Origin of the sequence: Microbispora sp. CL1-1 (genome assembly GCF_012034195.1) — a bacterium.
Taxonomy (GTDB): Bacteria; Actinomycetota; Actinomycetes; order Streptosporangiales; family Streptosporangiaceae; genus Microbispora.
The window spans coordinates 42,901-58,432 of record NZ_JAATEK010000009.1; the positions used below are offsets into that span (position 1 = coordinate 42,901).

13 protein-coding genes are annotated in these 15,532 nt (G+C 73.2%); 3 read left to right on the top strand and 10 right to left on the bottom strand.

Annotated elements, in window-relative coordinates; translation table 11 throughout:
• The first annotated feature begins 213 nt into the window (after positions 1-213).
• Genes HCK04_RS44170 through HCK04_RS13635 form a run of 3 tightly spaced genes read left to right on the top strand, consistent with a single transcriptional unit; the run spans position 214 to position 4,623 of the window.
• The gene (locus HCK04_RS44170) at positions 214-3,006 is read left to right on the top strand and encodes a LuxR family transcriptional regulator (RefSeq protein WP_142647581.1); all 2,793 of its coding nucleotides are present in this window, start codon (positions 214-216) and stop codon (positions 3,004-3,006) included.
• A gap of 60 nt (positions 3,007-3,066) precedes the next feature.
• Complete coding sequence (locus HCK04_RS13630) at positions 3,067-3,612, top strand: hypothetical protein (protein ID WP_168065913.1); 546 nt, start codon at positions 3,067-3,069, stop codon at positions 3,610-3,612.
• 12 nt (positions 3,613-3,624) lie between these two features.
• The gene (locus HCK04_RS13635; protein ID WP_142647583.1) at positions 3,625-4,623 is read left to right on the top strand and encodes an aldo/keto reductase; all 999 of its coding nucleotides are present in this window, start codon (positions 3,625-3,627) and stop codon (positions 4,621-4,623) included.
• Between the two features lie 220 nt (positions 4,624-4,843).
• Here HCK04_RS13635 and HCK04_RS13640 read toward each other — a convergent pair whose 3' ends face one another.
• The 10 genes from HCK04_RS13640 to HCK04_RS13685 all read right to left on the bottom strand — a co-directional run bounded on the left by HCK04_RS13640 (position 4,844) and on the right by HCK04_RS13685 (position 15,480).
• Complete coding sequence (locus HCK04_RS13640; RefSeq protein WP_142647585.1) at positions 4,844-5,086, bottom strand: ferredoxin; 243 nt, start codon at positions 5,084-5,086, stop codon at positions 4,844-4,846.
• A 29-nt stretch (positions 5,087-5,115) separates the two neighbouring features.
• Complete coding sequence (locus tag HCK04_RS13645; RefSeq protein ID WP_260617249.1) at positions 5,116-6,354, bottom strand: cytochrome P450; 1,239 nt, start codon at positions 6,352-6,354, stop codon at positions 5,116-5,118.
• A 104-nt stretch (positions 6,355-6,458) separates the two neighbouring features.
• Positions 6,459-7,568: an acyltransferase gene (locus HCK04_RS13650; RefSeq protein ID WP_240971402.1), complete on the bottom strand. Its 1,110-nt coding sequence runs from the start codon at positions 7,566-7,568 to the stop codon at positions 6,459-6,461.
• A gap of 110 nt (positions 7,569-7,678) precedes the next feature.
• Positions 7,679-7,894, bottom strand: coding sequence for a ferredoxin (locus HCK04_RS13655; protein ID WP_260617250.1), 216 nt, complete (start codon positions 7,892-7,894; stop codon positions 7,679-7,681).
• Positions 7,891-9,078, bottom strand: a complete 1,188-nt coding sequence (locus HCK04_RS13660) for a cytochrome P450 (RefSeq protein WP_142647589.1) — start codon at positions 9,076-9,078, stop codon at positions 7,891-7,893. The genes HCK04_RS13655 and HCK04_RS13660 overlap by 4 nt, the downstream gene beginning before the upstream one ends.
• A gap of 114 nt (positions 9,079-9,192) precedes the next feature.
• Positions 9,193-10,848: an ABC transporter ATP-binding protein gene (locus HCK04_RS13665; protein WP_142647591.1), complete on the bottom strand. Its 1,656-nt coding sequence runs from the start codon at positions 10,846-10,848 to the stop codon at positions 9,193-9,195.
• Positions 10,845-11,645 (bottom strand): ABC transporter permease, encoded by an 801-nt coding sequence (locus tag HCK04_RS13670; RefSeq protein ID WP_142647593.1) that lies wholly within the window; start codon positions 11,643-11,645, stop codon positions 10,845-10,847. The genes HCK04_RS13665 and HCK04_RS13670 overlap by 4 nt, the downstream gene beginning before the upstream one ends.
• A 3-nt stretch (positions 11,646-11,648) precedes the next feature.
• The gene (locus tag HCK04_RS13675) at positions 11,649-12,653 is read right to left on the bottom strand and encodes an ABC transporter permease (RefSeq protein ID WP_142647595.1); all 1,005 of its coding nucleotides are present in this window, start codon (positions 12,651-12,653) and stop codon (positions 11,649-11,651) included.
• Complete coding sequence (locus tag HCK04_RS13680; protein WP_142647597.1) at positions 12,638-14,266, bottom strand: ABC transporter substrate-binding protein; 1,629 nt, start codon at positions 14,264-14,266, stop codon at positions 12,638-12,640. Before HCK04_RS13680 ends, HCK04_RS13675 begins: the two co-directional genes overlap by 16 nt.
• Positions 14,267-14,493: 227 nt before the next feature.
• Entirely contained in the window at positions 14,494-15,480 is a 987-nt protein-coding gene (locus HCK04_RS13685) for an LLM class flavin-dependent oxidoreductase (RefSeq protein WP_205830216.1), read from the bottom strand.
• Positions 15,481-15,532: the final 52 nt, after the last annotated feature.

Consider the following 15,532-nt stretch of genomic DNA (forward strand, 5'->3'; position numbering starts at 1 on the left):
TCCGCACCACCCCATCTCCGTGACGCACGTCATAAAACCAACAAAGCAGCTAGGTAATATAGAATAAGCGGGCATCCCGTCCAGCACACGTCGCCCGAACCTCCGCCCTCCGCTACCAGTGGAAGTCTCGGCCCGGATGCGAGAAAGGAGCGCGATCAGGGTCGAAAAGCTCTTTTCGGTCACTCAATGCCTGGGGTCGTCACAAAGATGAGCGTGTACGAAGACAGACTGACCGACACCGCGTCGACCAGGGTGGTGCGCACGGCCGAGCTCGACCTGCTGCTGTCCCTGACCCAGGAGCCCGGCTCCGAAGGGCGTCTCATCGCCGTCCTCGGCGAGCCCGGGTCCGGGAAAACCCACCTGTTGTCGGCGCTCGTCCGGGAGCGCCAGTGGACCGCCCTTCCCGCGACCGTCTATCGATGCTCCTCCGGCGATCGGGAGCGGGCGATGAACGCCGTGAGAAAGCTGCTGTGGCGGGCGCGCCGGGCCGGCGAACGCGAGGGGGGCGACCGCCCCGTGATCGGCCTCGCGCGCCGGCGCCACCGGCCCGACCGCGAGCTCGTGGTCATCGAGGACGCCCACCTCGCCGACGACCAGACGATCGGCGAACTGGTGGGCATCGCCGCGGGCGACCCCGCGCCGCTGGTCGACGTGATCGTCTCACTGCGCCCCCGCCAGACCCCCGACCGCCTGGCCGAGGCGGTGTCCGTCACCACGGCCTTCGGGCGCACCGTGCGGATCGAGCTGGGACCGCTCGACGACGAGCAGATGCTCGCCATGTCGCCCGTCCCCGCGCCGTACGAGCTCCGCCACCGCAGCGGCGGCAACCCGTTCAACCTCCGGGCGCTGCAGGCGATGGAGCACGGCGCCCGCTCGGGCGGCGACGGTGCGCTCGCGCCGTACGAGTTCGCCGTGATGAGCGAGGTGCGCGACCTGGCGCCCGCCGAGCGCTACGCGCTGCACGCGGCCGCGATCCTGCGCTCGCGGTTCGACACGGACCTGCTCGCCGAGGTCGCGGAACTCGACCCGCTGGTGGCCTCCGCCGCGCTGCGCCGCCTCGTCCGCCGGGACCTGGTGCGGGTCGAGCCCGTCGGGACGCTCTTCGCCATCAGGGACGAGGTCTTCGGCATGCTGCTGCGCCAGATGATCGACCCCTGCTGGGCCGCACTGGCCCACCAGCGGGCGCTGCACCGGTTGTCCGCCCGCGGGCAGGCCGGCACCCAGATCGGCTTCCATCTGGTCAGCTCCCTGTCTCGGTCGAGCGAACTGGCGCGGATCGTGGACGCGTCCCAGGAGATCATGGAGACGGACGTCAGCGAATGCGTCTCCTGGCTCACGCCGGTGCTCGCCGAGGCGCCCGCCTCGACCGAGATCGGAGCGCGCGCCCGGCTGGCGCTCAGCACGGCCTTCGGCCGCCTGGGACGGATGGCCGAGAGCCGCGACCTGCTGTTCGTGGTGCACGAGTCGGGCGCCGCCGTGGATCCGGCGGCGCTGGCGGAGCAGGTCGCGTTCGTCTCGGTGGTCGAGGGCGTGCTCAGCCAGGACGTGCAGACGCTCGACCTGCTCGGCGACCTCCTCAGGCGGCCCGACCTGCGCGACTCCCCCGTCTGGCCGCGCCTGGTCCTGGCACGCGGCTTCCGCGTGTCGATGCTGGGCCGTACGGCCGGGCGGGCCGAGACGGAGTCCGCGCTGCGCGCGGCGCGGGCCGCGGGCGACGACCCGGTCGCCGCGGGGCTGCTCGGGCTCGCCGCGCTGGCGTCGATCGCCGCCGGGAACGTGGATCGAGCCCTGGCAGAGGCCGACGCCGCCGCCGAGGCGCTGGACCGCACTCCCGAACACCTGATGGCGCGCCACATCGAGTGCCTGCTGCTGGCCGGGCTCGCCTACATCTACCTCGGCCGGAGCGCCGACGCCCAGCGGCAGGTCGGCCGCGGCGTGGAGATCGCCCGGCGACGCCGGCGGCCGTTCCTGCTGCCGACGCTCCTGGTGCTGCTCAGCGAGGCCGAGCGACACCTCGGCCGGCTCCGGCAGGCCAGGGACGCGGCGGACGCGGCCATCGTCGAGTCGGATGCGGGCAACCCGCTGCGGCACGCCCAGGCGGTCGCGCTGAAGTCCGCCGCCGAGGTGTGGATGCAGCCCCCGGGCAGCGGGCGGGCCAAGTCGCTGGCCCAGCAGGCGCTGGCGCAACAGGCGCTGACCGGCGCGCACGTGAACGGCAGCGCCTCGATCGCGGCGCTGACGCTCGCCAGGTGCGCGTGGCTGGACGGCGACCCGGCGCACTGCGTCACGCTCCTGCTCAACGAGGGCCGGGGCGCCGACATGCGGGTGATTCCGTCGGGCAGCCGCCTCACGATCTGGGAGACGCTCTGCGCCGCCGGGATGGACGCGGGCATGCCTCTGGACGACTGGGCGCGCCGGGCCCAGGAGCACGCCCGCGCCGTGCCCGTGCCCCCCAACCTGGCGTACGCCGCCATGACCCGCGGCCACCTGCTGCGCGTGCAGGGGTCGCCGGGCGAGGCGGTGCGGTGCTACCGCGAGGCGGCCGACCTGTTCGCCTCGGTGGGCATGCCGGTGGAGCAGAGCTACGCCCTGGGGCAGGCGGCGCGGGCGCTCGGCGAGCAGGGCCGCGCCGAGCAGGCGGCCCACACGGTGCGGCTCGCCGCGGAGATCGCGCGACGGTCGGAGGCGGTGACCCTGCTCGACTGGCTGGGCCGGCAGACCGGCGGACCGCCCGCGGCCCCCGCCCCCCAGCCCGGGGCGCGGCAGGAGATGCTCGGGCGTCTGGAGGTGTTCGGCCGCCTGACCCACCGGGAACGCGAGATCGCGTTGCTCATCTGCTCGGGGATGAAACGGCGGGACATCGCCGACCGGCTCACGATAAGCATGCGGACGGTCGACGTCCATCTGACCCGCATCTACCGCAAGGCGGGGGTCAGCTCGCGCATGGAGCTCGCGCTGGCGATTCAGCGGAAGACGGCCGGGCAGGAGTACGCGACCCGCTTTTAGGGCCGCTTGAGCGCCTCCTTCTAATGTCGGACCACCTTGTTTCCGCCTCGGGAGGCGAATATGGATCTGCGCGCGCTGTCCGGCCGGATCGCGCCGGTGCACGACGCGGTGAGCTCCTTCCTGGTGCCGTTCCTGGCCGCACCGCCGGAGACCACCTCGGACCGGGTGGGCGCCCTCGCCCGGCCCGGACGGTCGCTCATCCTGCGCGACCTCACCGAGAAGGTCGTGGAGTATCGCTCCAACAACGCCGACCCCACCGGGACGACCCCGACCGAGAAGGACTTCGCCACGGTCAGGCTGGAGATCTTCGGCCCGGACGGCGAACCGCTCGGCGAGACGACCGGCGCCGGCCGCATGCTCTACAAGCAGGAGCACGACGGCCACTTCATCGCGTACTTCGGCGAGGAGATCCGGCTGCGGGACGGCAACGTCATCCGCTCCGGCGGCCTGGTGGACGACGCGCGGCTCACGGCGGGCGAGGCCGCGCACTTCCCCGCCGTCGTCGTCGCGGGGCCGCTGCGCGGGGCCGTCGGCGTCCGCTGGTTCCGCCCGCTGGTCAAGGAGGCCCACGACACGTACGAGTCCGCGATCGTGGTCTACCGGTAGCGGGGGGACGCCATGACTCTGACCCGGCTGCCCGCCCGCAGGATCGGCTCCCTCACGGTCGGCGCCCAGGGACTCGGCTGTCTCGGCATGTCCGAGTTCTACGGCCCGGTCTCGGAATCCGAGGCGATCGCGACCATCCGGCGCGCCCTCGACATCGGCGCCACCCTGCTCGACACCGCCGACGTGTACGGCCACGGCGCCAACGAGGAGCTGGTCGGCCGCGCCGTCGCCGGCCGCCGGGAGTCGGCGGTGGTGGCGACCAAGTTCGGCGTCGTGCGCCCCGGCCCCGGCGTCGGTTCGGGTGTGCGGGGCGACGCGGCGTACGTGCGGCGGGCGTGCGACGACTCCCTGCGGCGGCTCGGCCTCGATCACGTCGACCTGTTCTACCTGACCCGGGTCGACACCGAGGTAGGCGTCGAGGAGACGGTCGGTGCGATGGCGGAGCTCGTGGCCGCCGGGAAGGTGCGCGAGATCGGGCTGTGCGAGGCGGCCCCGGAGACGATCAGGCGCGCCCACGCCGTGGCCCCGATCGCCGCGCTGCAGACGGAGTGGTCGCTGTGGTCGAGGGACATCGAGCGGCGCGTCCTCCCGGTGTGCCGGGAGCTCGGGATCGCCGTGGTGCCGTACGCGCCGCTCGGCCGGGGCTTCCTCGCCGGCGCGGTCCGCTCCCGCGACCAGCTGGACGACGGCGACTTCCGGAGCTTCGGCCTGCCCCGGTTCTCGGCGGAGAACCTCGCCCGCAACCTGCCCCTCGCGGACCGGCTCGGCAAGCTCGCCGAGGAGTTGCGGATCACCCCGGCCCAGCTCGCGCTCGCCTGGCTGCACCACCAGGGCACGGACGTCGTCCCGATCCCCGGCGCGAAACGGCGAGCCCATCTGGAGGAGAACGTCGACGCGGTGTTCCTCAGCCTGACCCGGGCCGAGCTGGCCGCGGTCGAGGCCGCCGTGCCGGCGGACGAGGTGCACGGCACCCGCTGGAACGAGCAGAGCATGCGCTTCGTCGATCTCTGACGCGTTCCGCCGCCACCGCGCCACGCCGGAAGCGGAAGCGCGCACGCCGCGGGCATCACCGCGCGCTCGCCGCGCACCGCAGGCCCACCACGCCCGGCGAGCCGGAAAGGCCGTAAGCCGGAAAGGCCGCGAACCGGAAAGGCCGTAACCGAAAGGGCCGTAAGCCGCAGGGTGGCGCCGCGGGAGACCGTCCCGCGGCGCCGCGCCTCGTCCGTGCCGGTCAGCCGGCGGAGTCCGGCGCGCCCGCCTCCTGCGGCGCCGTCACCGCGGCGGTGCGGAGGATGGCGATGGCGCGGGACGGGCACAGGTCCTCCGCCACCTCCACCTCCCGGCGCCGCTGCTCCCCCGGCTCCGCGTCCAGCACCACCACCAGCCCGTCCTCGCCGTGGTCGAAGACGTCCGGCGCGCTGATCGCGCAGTGCCCGGCGGCCATGCAGCGGCTCCGGTCGGCGGTCACCTTCATCGCTTCTCCTCTCTCGCCCCTGCCGGGGCTCACCACTCGATCGGCAGGGTGTGGACGCCCTGCATCGTGCCGCCGCTGCGCGTGGGCAGCGCCTCCAGCGGGACCCCGAGCCGCAGGTCCGGGATCCCCTCGAACAGGACGGAGAAGGCGACCTCCAGCTCCATGCGGGCGAGGTTCTGTCCCAGGCACTGGTGGATGCCGAACCCGAACGTCAGATGCTGGCGCCCCGACGCCGCGTTTCCGCCGCGGGTGCGGTGGACGTCGAACTCGTACGGCCGGGGGAAGACCTCGGGGTCGCGATTGGTCATCGACGACGACACGAGGACACCATCCCCGGCCCTGATCACCTCTCCGTCGATCTCGATGTCCTCGGTCGCCACCCGGACGCCGGAGACGTCGGTGATGGAGACCATGCGCAGCAGTTCGTCGACGGCGGCGGTCAGGACGCCCGGGTCCGCGCGGAGCGCGGCGAGCTGGCCGGGGTGCTCCAGCAGCGTGACGACGCCCAGCGCGATCATCTGGGAGGTCGTGTCGTGCCCCCCGATGAGCAACGCGAGCGCGATGCGCAGCAGGTCCTCGCGGGTGAGGTCGCCGTCCTCGTCGACCTCGCTCGCGAGGCGGCTCAGCACGCCGGGGCCGCCGGGCTCGCGCTCCTTGCGTGTGATGAGTCCGTCGAGGTAGTCCCACAGCTCCCGGCCCGCCCTCTCGGCGTCCTCGGCCGACTTGGCCTGAAGCAGCCCCACCGTCTTCGCCTCGAAGAACTCGTGGTCGTCGTACGGCACGCCGAGCAGTTCGGAGATCACCATCGAGGGGATGGGCAGCGCGTACGCCTCGACGAGGTCCACCGGCGGCCCCGCCCGGAGCATGTCCGCCACCAGCCGCCGGGCGAGCTCCTCCACGTGCGGGCGCATGGCGCGCACCTGCTTGAGGCTGAAGTCCGGGGCGAGCAGCCGGCGGTGCACGTCGTGGACGGGCGGATCGAAACCGATGATCGCGATGGGCTTGAAGATGGGCGCGTCCAGCCGGGGCAGGACGGCGGGGAAGTCGTCGCGGGACCGGTCGGCCGACATGCGCGGGTCGGCGAGCAGGCGGCGGGCCTGGCTGTGGCCGGTGACCATCCAGATCCACCTGCCGTCCCAGAGCCTGACCCGGTGGAGCGGCCCCTGCCGCCCCAGGTCCTGGTAGCCCGGAGACGGTTGCCAGGGGCAGGTCCGATCCTGCGGATAGGCGAACAGGTCGTCGTTCGCGGTGGTCGTGGGAGCGTTCACGTGGGTACCTCGGTTCCTTCCGTCTCGAAGCCGATCTGTCTCGAAGCCGATCTGTAGCCGGTCTGGTTCGAAGCCGGTCTGGTTCGAAGGGGTGTGCGCAGGGATCAGGCGGTGGGTTCGGGTGAGCGGGCCCCCGGCAGCGGCGCGGCTCCGTGCCCGCCGGCGGGCCGCGCGCCCGCCCAGGCCCGCATCGCCGGTTCCTCGACGAACCGTGTCAGCCCCCAGGCCAGCACCGTGGTGACCCCGAACAGGGCCGTGACGAGGAACAGGGCGGACGGCGCGTCCCACGTCCGGCCGGCCCCGAGAGCGACGTGGGAGTACGTCAGGACCAGGTAGTGGACCAGATAGGAGGCGTACGAGATGCCGCCGAGCCACACCAGGGGGCGGGAGCGGAACGGGCTGAAGCGGCCCCGGTGGTCGGCGACGGCGACCGCGGCGATCAGCAGGGCGATCGGCAGGGCGACGGGCGCGGTGAGCCCGTAGACGGTCGGCCACAGGAACATCTGCAGGCCGAAGGCGGCGGCGACGATCGCCAGCGCGGGCGCCCAGCCCAGCCGGATCCAGCGGCCGGTGACCACGATCCTGGCCATCAGGATCCCGAGGACGAAGTCCAGCGCCCGGGTCGGCGGGAACGACACGAGGAACCAGTTCTGGGTGAGCGACATCTCCTGGCCGGCCAGCCTCGGCGTCCCGGGCAGGACGGCGAGTGCGACCGCGGGCAGCACGGCGATCACCACGACGACCGCCACGGCCGCCGGCCACAGCCGCGCGGCCGGGATCCGCCGGACCAGCCGGTACAGGAACGGGAACGCCAGATAGAACAGCACGTCGCAGGCGAGCGACCAGGTGACCACGTTGATCGAGAGGATGAAGTCGGCCCGGGGCAGCCAGGTGTGCACGAGCAGCAGGCTCGGCAGGGCCGTGAGCAGGTCGACGGACTGGCCCGCCCAGACGGCGAGCCCGAGGGCGGCGAACCAGGTGACGACGTGGCTGGGGTAGACCTTGACGAGCCGCCGCCGCCACAGGCGGGTGCGCGGCTCGCCCTCCCGGACCGACCAGGTCAGCACGAACCCGCTCAGCACGAAGAAGAACTCCACGCCGAGCCAGCCGGACGTGAAGGCGTAGGTCTGGAGCGAGGCCGCGACCTCCTGGTGGAAGTACCCCAGCACGCAGGCGTGGCAGACGAACACGAGGAACGCCGCGACGAATCTCATTCCGGTCAACGAGGGGAGGGGAGAGGATTCCTGTGCCGCTTGTGTCATTTCCGTCCGCCTGTTCCGTTGTGCGTGAGCCATGGGCCCCGGCGGGGCCCGGCGGATGGGGATCAGCCCTCCAAGGGGCCGTCGCCGATCCGGATCGCCCGCGACGGGCAGAGGTAGGCCGCCTTGCGAACCCGGTCCTCCAGCTCCGGCGCGACCTGCGGGGTGAGGACCACGACCAGGCCGTCCTCGTCCTGGTCGAAGACCTCGGAGGTGGCGGCCATGCAGCGGCCGCCGCTGATGCAGCGCTCCTGGTCGGCCGACACCCACACGGCCGTCACCACGCGACCGGGAGCCGGAGCACCCGCTGCACGGTGCCCGCGCCGAGGATGGGCAGCTCGCCGACCGGTGCCGCCAGCCGGATGCCGGGGATCCGGGTGAACAGCTCCTTGAACGCGACCTCCAGCTCCATCCGGGCGAGGTTCTGGCCGAGGCACTGGTGGATGCCGAAGCCGAACGTGAGGTGGTGGCTGTCCTCGCGCAGGACGTCGAGCTCGTCGGCGCGCCGGTGCACGGCCGCGTCGCGGTTGGCCAGCGTCCCGGAGACGAGCACCCCCTCCCCCTCCCGGATGAGGTGGCCGGCGATCTCGATGTCGCCCTTGGCGACCCGCGTGGCGACGAGGTCGGTGGTGGCGATGTAACGCAGCAGCTCCTCGACCGCGCCCGGGAGCCGGTCGGGGTCCTCGCGCAGCAGCGCGAGCTGCTCGGGGTGCTCGAGCAGCGTGATGACGCCCAGCGCCAGCGAGGACGAGGTGGTCTCGTGCGCGGCGATCAGCAGCACCAGCGCGATCGACACCAGCTCGTCGTGGCCGATGTCGCCGGTGACGACGCGCTCGCGGACCAGCGTGCCGAGCAGCCCGCCGGACGGGTCCTTGATCTGCTCGGCCACCAGCCGGTCGATGTAGTCGAACAGGTCCTGCGCCGCCGTCGCCGACTCCTCCTCGGTGCCGAGCATCACCTTGCCGCTGGCGTCCTGGAAGAAGTCGTGGTCCTCGTACGGCACGCCGAGATGGCGGCAGATGACCAGGGACGGCAGCGGCACCGCGAGCAGCGGCACCAGGTCGGCGGGCGGCCCGTGCTCGACGATCCGGTCGACGAATCCCGCGACGATCCGCTCGATCTCCGGCCGCATCCGGCGGACCGACTTGAGGCTGAAGTGGGGGTTGAGATATCGGCGGTACACGTCGTGGACGGGCGGGTCCATCGCGATGAGCGCCAGCGTGCGGGCGATCTGCGAGCGGAACCGGGGCGCCACGATGGGGAACCCGGGATGGGTGCGCTGCGAGGACAGGTTCGGGTGGGTGAGGATCTCCCGGGACTCCCGGTAGCCCGTCACCATCCACGCCTCGCGCCCGTCGAAGAGGGTCACCTTGAGCACCGGTCCCCGCTCGGCGATCTCGCGATAACCGGCGGGCGGCTCGTAGGGGCAGGTGCGCTTCTGCGGGTACGGCGGAGCTTCCGTCATTTCCCTTTCCCTTCGGCGAGAGGGCCGGACGTCGTTTCGTTTCCGAGCGACGCGGTGATGTCGAGCGGCCGGGCGGTCGCGGGACAACGCGTGTTCGGCGGGCTCCGGATCGGCTTATGCGCTGGTCACATCCGCCCCCCTTGGAACTCCACCGGAACGCGACGAGAAACGGGGAACCGCGTCGATGAGCGTTTTCGTGTACGGATGCTCGGGGTGGTCGAACACCTTTTCCATGTCGCCGCTCTCCACCACCCTGCCGTCTTTCATGACCACCACCCGGTGGCTGAGCCGCCGGATGACGCCGAGGTCGTGGGAGATGAACACGTACGCGACGCCGAGCCGCTCCTGGACGTCGGTGAGCACGTCGAGGACCTGGGCCTGGATGGACGCGTCGAGCGCGGAGACCGGCTCGTCGCAGACGATGACCTGCGGTCCGGGGGCGAGCGCGCGGGCGATGGCGAGGCGCTGCCGCTGTCCCCCGGACAGCTCCCGGGCGCGCCGGTCGAGCACGTCTGGGGCGAGGCCGACGTGCTCCAGCAGCAGCGCCACCCGCCGGTCGCGCTCCTCGCGCGGCGTGCGGTCCGCCCGCAGCGGCTCCTCCAGAATCTGCCGGGCCGTGTAGCGGGGGTCGAAGGACGACAGCGGATGCTGATAGATCATCTGCACCCGGCGCCGGGCCGCGCGCCGTTCCGTGCCGCGCAGGCCGTCCCAGGGCCGCCCGTCGAGCAGCACGCGCCCGGCGTCCGGTCGCAGCAGGCCCATGAGCAGCCGGCCGAGGGTGGTCTTGCCCGAGCCGGACTCGCCGACGACGCCGAGGGTCTCCCCTGCTCCTACGGTGACCGACACGTCCTCCACGGCGGTGAACTCGCCCCGCCCCGGCAGGGTGTAGCGCTTGACCAGGCCCTCGGCCCTGAGCACCTCGCGGGTCGTCCCCGTGCCCCCGGGCTCGGCGGGGCTCGCCGGGCGCGCCCTGCGCGCGTGCCCGGCGACCGCGCCCACGAGCGTCTTCGTGTACGGGTGCGACGGCGACTCCAGCACCACCGCCGCCGGGCCGTCCTCGACGAACCGTCCGTCCTTCATCACGTACACGTGGTCGGCGATTTCGGCGACCACGCCGAGGTCGTGGCTGATGAGCAGCACCGCGGTGCCGTCGATCACGCGCTCGCGCAGCAGCGCGAGCACCTGACGCTGCACGGTCGCGTCCAGGGCCGTCGTCGGCTCGTCGGCGATGAGCAGGTCGGGCCGCGCGGCGAGCGCCGAGGCGATGAGCGCGCGCTGGCGCAGGCCTCCGGACAACTGGTGGGGGTACTGCCGCGCGCGGCTTTCGGGAGCGGGGATTCCCGCCTCCCCGAGCAGCCGCACGACCTCGGCGTCCACCTGCCGTCCCGGCACGACCCGGTGGGCGCGCAGCGGTTCGGCGACCTCGGCGCCCACGCGGCGCAGCGGATCGAGCGAGCCCAGCGCGTCCTGCAGGACGAATCCCACCCGGCGCCCGCGCAACGCGCGCCAGGCCCGTCCCCGCACCTCGCGGAGATCGACGCCGTCGAACGTCAACTCGGCCGCGCCGACCCGCGCGCCGTCCCCCGCGAGGCCGACGAGGCTGCGGGCCGTGACGCTCTTGCCCGAGCCCGACTCCCCGACGATCGCGACGACCTGCCCGCGGTCGATGGCGAACGACACGCCCCGCACCGCCTCCACCACCTCGTGGCGGGTGGGGAAGCGCACCGTGAGGTCACGTACGGCGACGAGGGGGCCGGCGGCCGGCGTCACGAGAGCCTCCCCTCGACGCGGCGGTTGAGGTGCTGCCCGACGAACGTGACGGCCAGCACCGCCACCGTGATGGCCACCCCGGGGAACACGGCGGGCCACCAGGCGAGCGCGAGGAACTCGCGGCTGTCGGAGAGCATGGCCCCCCACTCGGCCGTCGGCGGCCGCGGGCCGAGGCCGACGAAGCTCAGCGAGGAGCTCGCGACGATCATCGCGCCGAGGCTCACGGTGGCGAGCGCCAGGACCGGGCCCGCGGCGTTGGGCAGCACGTGCCGGGCCACCACCTGGGCCCGCGACCAGCCGAACCCGTGGGCGGCCTCGACGTACTGGGCCGACCGCAGGCGGATCACCTCGCTGCGCACCACCCGGGCGAAGCCCGGCATGGAGACCACGGCGAGCCCGACGGCGGCGGTGCCGCTCCCGGGCCCCAGCACGGCCACGGTGAGGAACACCAGCAGCAGGCCGGGGACCGACAGGACCACGTCGAGCGACCGGCTGAGCACCTGGTCGGCGACGCGGCCGAGCTGGGCGGCGGCGACCCCGATCACGATGCCCGCGGCGAGCGCCAGCAGGACCGCGCCGGTCCCGATGAGCAGGGACGGCCGGGCGCCGTACACGATCCGGGCGTACAGGTCGCGGCCGTTCTGGTCGGTGCCGAGCCAGTGCTCGGCGCTCGGCGGGCGCAGCGGGGCGTCCAGGTCGGCCGCGTCCGGGTCGATCCCGGTGAACAGCGACGGCACCGCCGCCATGACGGCCAGCACCACCAGCACGGCCGCCCACGGCCACAGGCTCCTGGGCATCGGCTACCTCCCCGTGTCCCGCGTCCGGGGGTCGATCACCCAGGTGAGGATGTCGACCGCGATGGTCACCAGCACGAACGCGACCGCCGTCACCAGGACGACCGCGATGACCATGGGCATGTCCTTGTTCGCCACGGCCGACAGCGCCAGCCGCCCGATGCCCTGCCGGGAGAAGACGATCTCGATGATCACCGCGCCGCCGATCAGCGAACCGGCGATCCATCCGAGCAGCGTGGTGACGGGGAGCAGGGCGTGGCGCAGCACGTGGCGCAGGCGCAGAGCCGCCTCGCCGATGCCCCTGGCGCGGGCGGTCACCACGAACGGCTCGTCCATCGCGCGCAGCAGCCCCTCCCGCAGCACGCCGGCCACCACGGCCGCCGGGCCGGCGGCCAGGGCGGCCGTCGGCAGGACGAGCCCGGCCGGCGAGGAGGACCCGATGGCCGGGAACCAGTGCAGCGTGAAGGAGAAGACGGTCAGCAGCAGCAGCCCGAGCCAGAACGGGGGCAGGGCCACGACCAGCGACTCGGCCGAGGCGAACAGCGAGCGCACCCACGCCCGGCGGTTGGCGCTCACCACCCCGAGCACGACCGAGGCGACGACCGTGGCCAGCAGGGTGGTCGCCACCAGCAGCAGCGTGCCGGGGAGCTGCGCGGCGATCTCGTCCCACACCGGCCTGCGCAGCACGTACGACTCGCCGAACTCGCCGCGGGCGATCCGGCCGAGATAGGTGAGGTACTGCACCGGGAGGGGGTCGTCGAGCCCGTACTCCGCGATGATCCCGGCCCGCACCTCGGGGCTCACCGAGGAGCGCGCGAGCAGGACGTCGGCGGTGCTGCCCGGCATGACCTGCAGCAGCACGAACGTCACCGTCACCGCGCCCCAGAGCACGCCGGCGGAGGCGGCCAGGCGCACCAGCACCAGGCGCACGAGCGTCTCGCGTCCCCGGCCGGAGCGGCGGCCCGGAACGGCCGCCGCTCCGGCCGGGGACGTCTTCAGGACGCCAGCCATATGCCGGACAGATCGGGGGTGCCGTCGACGTTGAACCGCACATCGCGGACGCCCTCGCGCGCCGCCAGCGTGGACAGCGGCGAGTAGATCGGCAGGACCGCCGCGTCCTCGGTGATCCGCCGCTGCACCTCGGCGTAGACGCCGAACTGCTCGGCCTGGTCCCTGGCGCCGAGCGCCCGCTTCAACGCGGCCTCCACCTCGGGGTTGTCATACCGGGCCATGTTGTTGCTGATCCCGCGCTTGGGCGTGGGGATGTTGTCGGCGCCGAACAGCACCCGCAGCACGTCGGGCCCGGGCGAGGAGAAGCTGGTGTCGATGAGCTCGTAGTCGCCCTCCAGCAGGCGGTTGACGAAGGTGCCGCCGTCGAGGTTCTCCTCGACGAGTTCGACGCCGATCTGCTTGGCCGCGGCCTGGATCTGCACCGCGAGGTTGCCGACCGACGGGTCCGACCACATGTGGCGCAGGGTCAGCCTCGTGCCGTCCTTCGTCCGGTAGCCCTGCGCGTCCCGCTGCGTCCATCCGGCCTGGTCGAGCAGCCGGTTCGCCTCACCCGGGTCGTAGCTGTAGGCGGCGGCGACCGAGGAGTCGTAGCCCGGGGTGCTGGCCGACAGCGGCCCGGCGGCGCCGTCGTACACGCCGAGGTAGACGTTCTTCACGATCCGCCGCCAGTCGATCCCGGCCCGCAGGGCCTTGCGCACGTTGACGTCGCTCAGCGGGCCCTTGGCGGTGTTGGGCCAGTAGCTGTAGTTGGCTCCGGGGAACGGGGTCGTGTGGAGGGCGAAGCCCGGCGTGTTCTTCAGCGTGCCGATGCCGGCCGGCGCGAGGCCGGTGACCGCGTCGACCTGGCCGCTGGTGAGCGCCCCCAGGCGGGCCGAGTTGTCCGGCACGACCGTGACCTCGATGCGGTCGAGCAGCGCGGGTCCGCCGCGGTCCACCCCCTCTGGCGCCCACGCGTACGCCGGGTTCCTGACGTAGTCGATGCCCTTCTGCGGCGTGAACCCGCCGTCGCTCCTGAACGGCCCGGTGCCGACGACGACGGCGCACAGCTTCGAGGCCGGTCCCTTCAGCGTGGCCGGGGACTCCATTCCGAGGTTGGGCTGGGCCAGTGCGGACAGGAAGCCGGAGTCGGGCCGCTTCAGCCTCACCTCGACCGTCAGCGGATCGACGGCCTTCGCCGACTCGTACGCAGCGATCAGGCTGCCGGCGAGCAGCGACTTGGTCTTCGGGTCGACCACGTGGCCGAGGTTGGCCACCACCGCCGCCGCGTCGAACGTGCTGCCGTCGGCGAAGGTGACGCCCTCGCGCAGCCGGAAGGTGTAGGTGAGCCGGTCTTCGGAGACCGTCCACTCACGGGCGAGCCAGGGGTGGAGGCCGCCGTGCGGGTCCTGGTAGACCAGCGAGTCCACGAGCGGCCGGGTCAGCAGCCGGGCCGACTCGGTCGGGCTCTGGTGGGGGTCCAGGCACTCCGGTTCCTTCTCCACCGCCAGCCGCAGGGTTCCGCCGCTGCGGGGGGACGCGGCGCCCGCCCCGCCGCCCGCGGCGCCTCCGGCGGCGGGTCCCGGCCCGTCCGCGCCGGAGGAGCAGCCTGCGGCGGCGAGAGCCAGCACCAGCATGGCGGCCCCCGCCGTCAGGGCGGGGGCGGTGGTTCCGCGTCTCCCGATGGTGCCGGGCCTCCTGGTGGTTCCGCGCCTACTGGCGGTTCCGGGCCTCCTGGCAGCACCCATACTCGTCTCATTCCTCGCCACGTCGCTCACGGCCGGAAGGGATCTCCGGCCCGTACACACAGTGGTGGCCGGTTCTAAAGCGGCACTGAACCGGCGGCGGCGCGGCCGTCAGGCGGCTACAGAGACGAGACGATCTTGGCGATCAGCTCGTAGGAGCGGATCCGGGCCTGGTGGTCGGGCACCTGCGTGAGCACGAACAGCTCGTCGGCGCGGGTGCGGTGCAGGAGGTCTTCGATGCGGGGGGCGATGCGCTCGGGGCTGCCGACGAACTGGGGGTCGATCTTCTCGCGCAGGAACCGCTCCTCCGCCGGGGTGAAGACGTGCGCGGCCGTCTCCTCCTCCGTGGGCAGGACGGTGGCCGGATCGGTCGTGCGCATGAGGATCTGGCCGTACACGAAGGAGGCGGCGAGCCGGCGCGCGCGTTCGTCACTGTCGTTCGCGACGGCGATGACGGCCACGCATGCGTGCGGCTCGGCCAGGGCCGCCGACGGCCGGAACGCCCGCCGGTACGCCTCCAGCGCCTCCGGCGCCCCGCCGCCCACGATCGCGTGCGCGTACACGTACGGCAGGCCGAGCCGGCCGGCGTTCGCGGCGCTCGACGCGCTCGACCCGACCAGCCAGATCTCGGGCGGGGTGCCCGGCTCGGGGATCGCGCGCACGCCGCCGCTGCCGCCGGCGAAGTACTCGTGCAGCTCGCGCAGCGCGTCGCCGAAGTCGAGCCGGCGCGGGTCGCCGAGGCGGGCCGCGGCCTCCCCCGACCCGCCGGCCGCGCGGCCGATCCCGAGGTCCACCCGCCCCGGGTGGAGCCCGGCCAGCACGCCGAACTGCTCGGCCACCACGTACGGCGAGTGGTTGGGCAGCAGCACCGCGCCCGAGCCGACCCGGATCGTGGAGGTCGCCGCGAGGATGGAGCCCGCGAGCACGGCCGGGCTGGAGGTCGCGAGCGCGGGCGTGTTGTGGTGCTCGGCCACCCAGTAGCGCCGGTATCCCAGAGCCTCGACGGCCTGGGCCAGATCGACGGAACGGCGCAGCGCGTCGCCCGCGGCGTCGCCGCGCCAGACGGGGGCGGTGTCGTGCACGGAGACGGCGATTCCCTCGGCCAACGTCCTCTCCCTCCCAAGGGGGGTCACACAGGGGGTCAACGGGCATATCCGG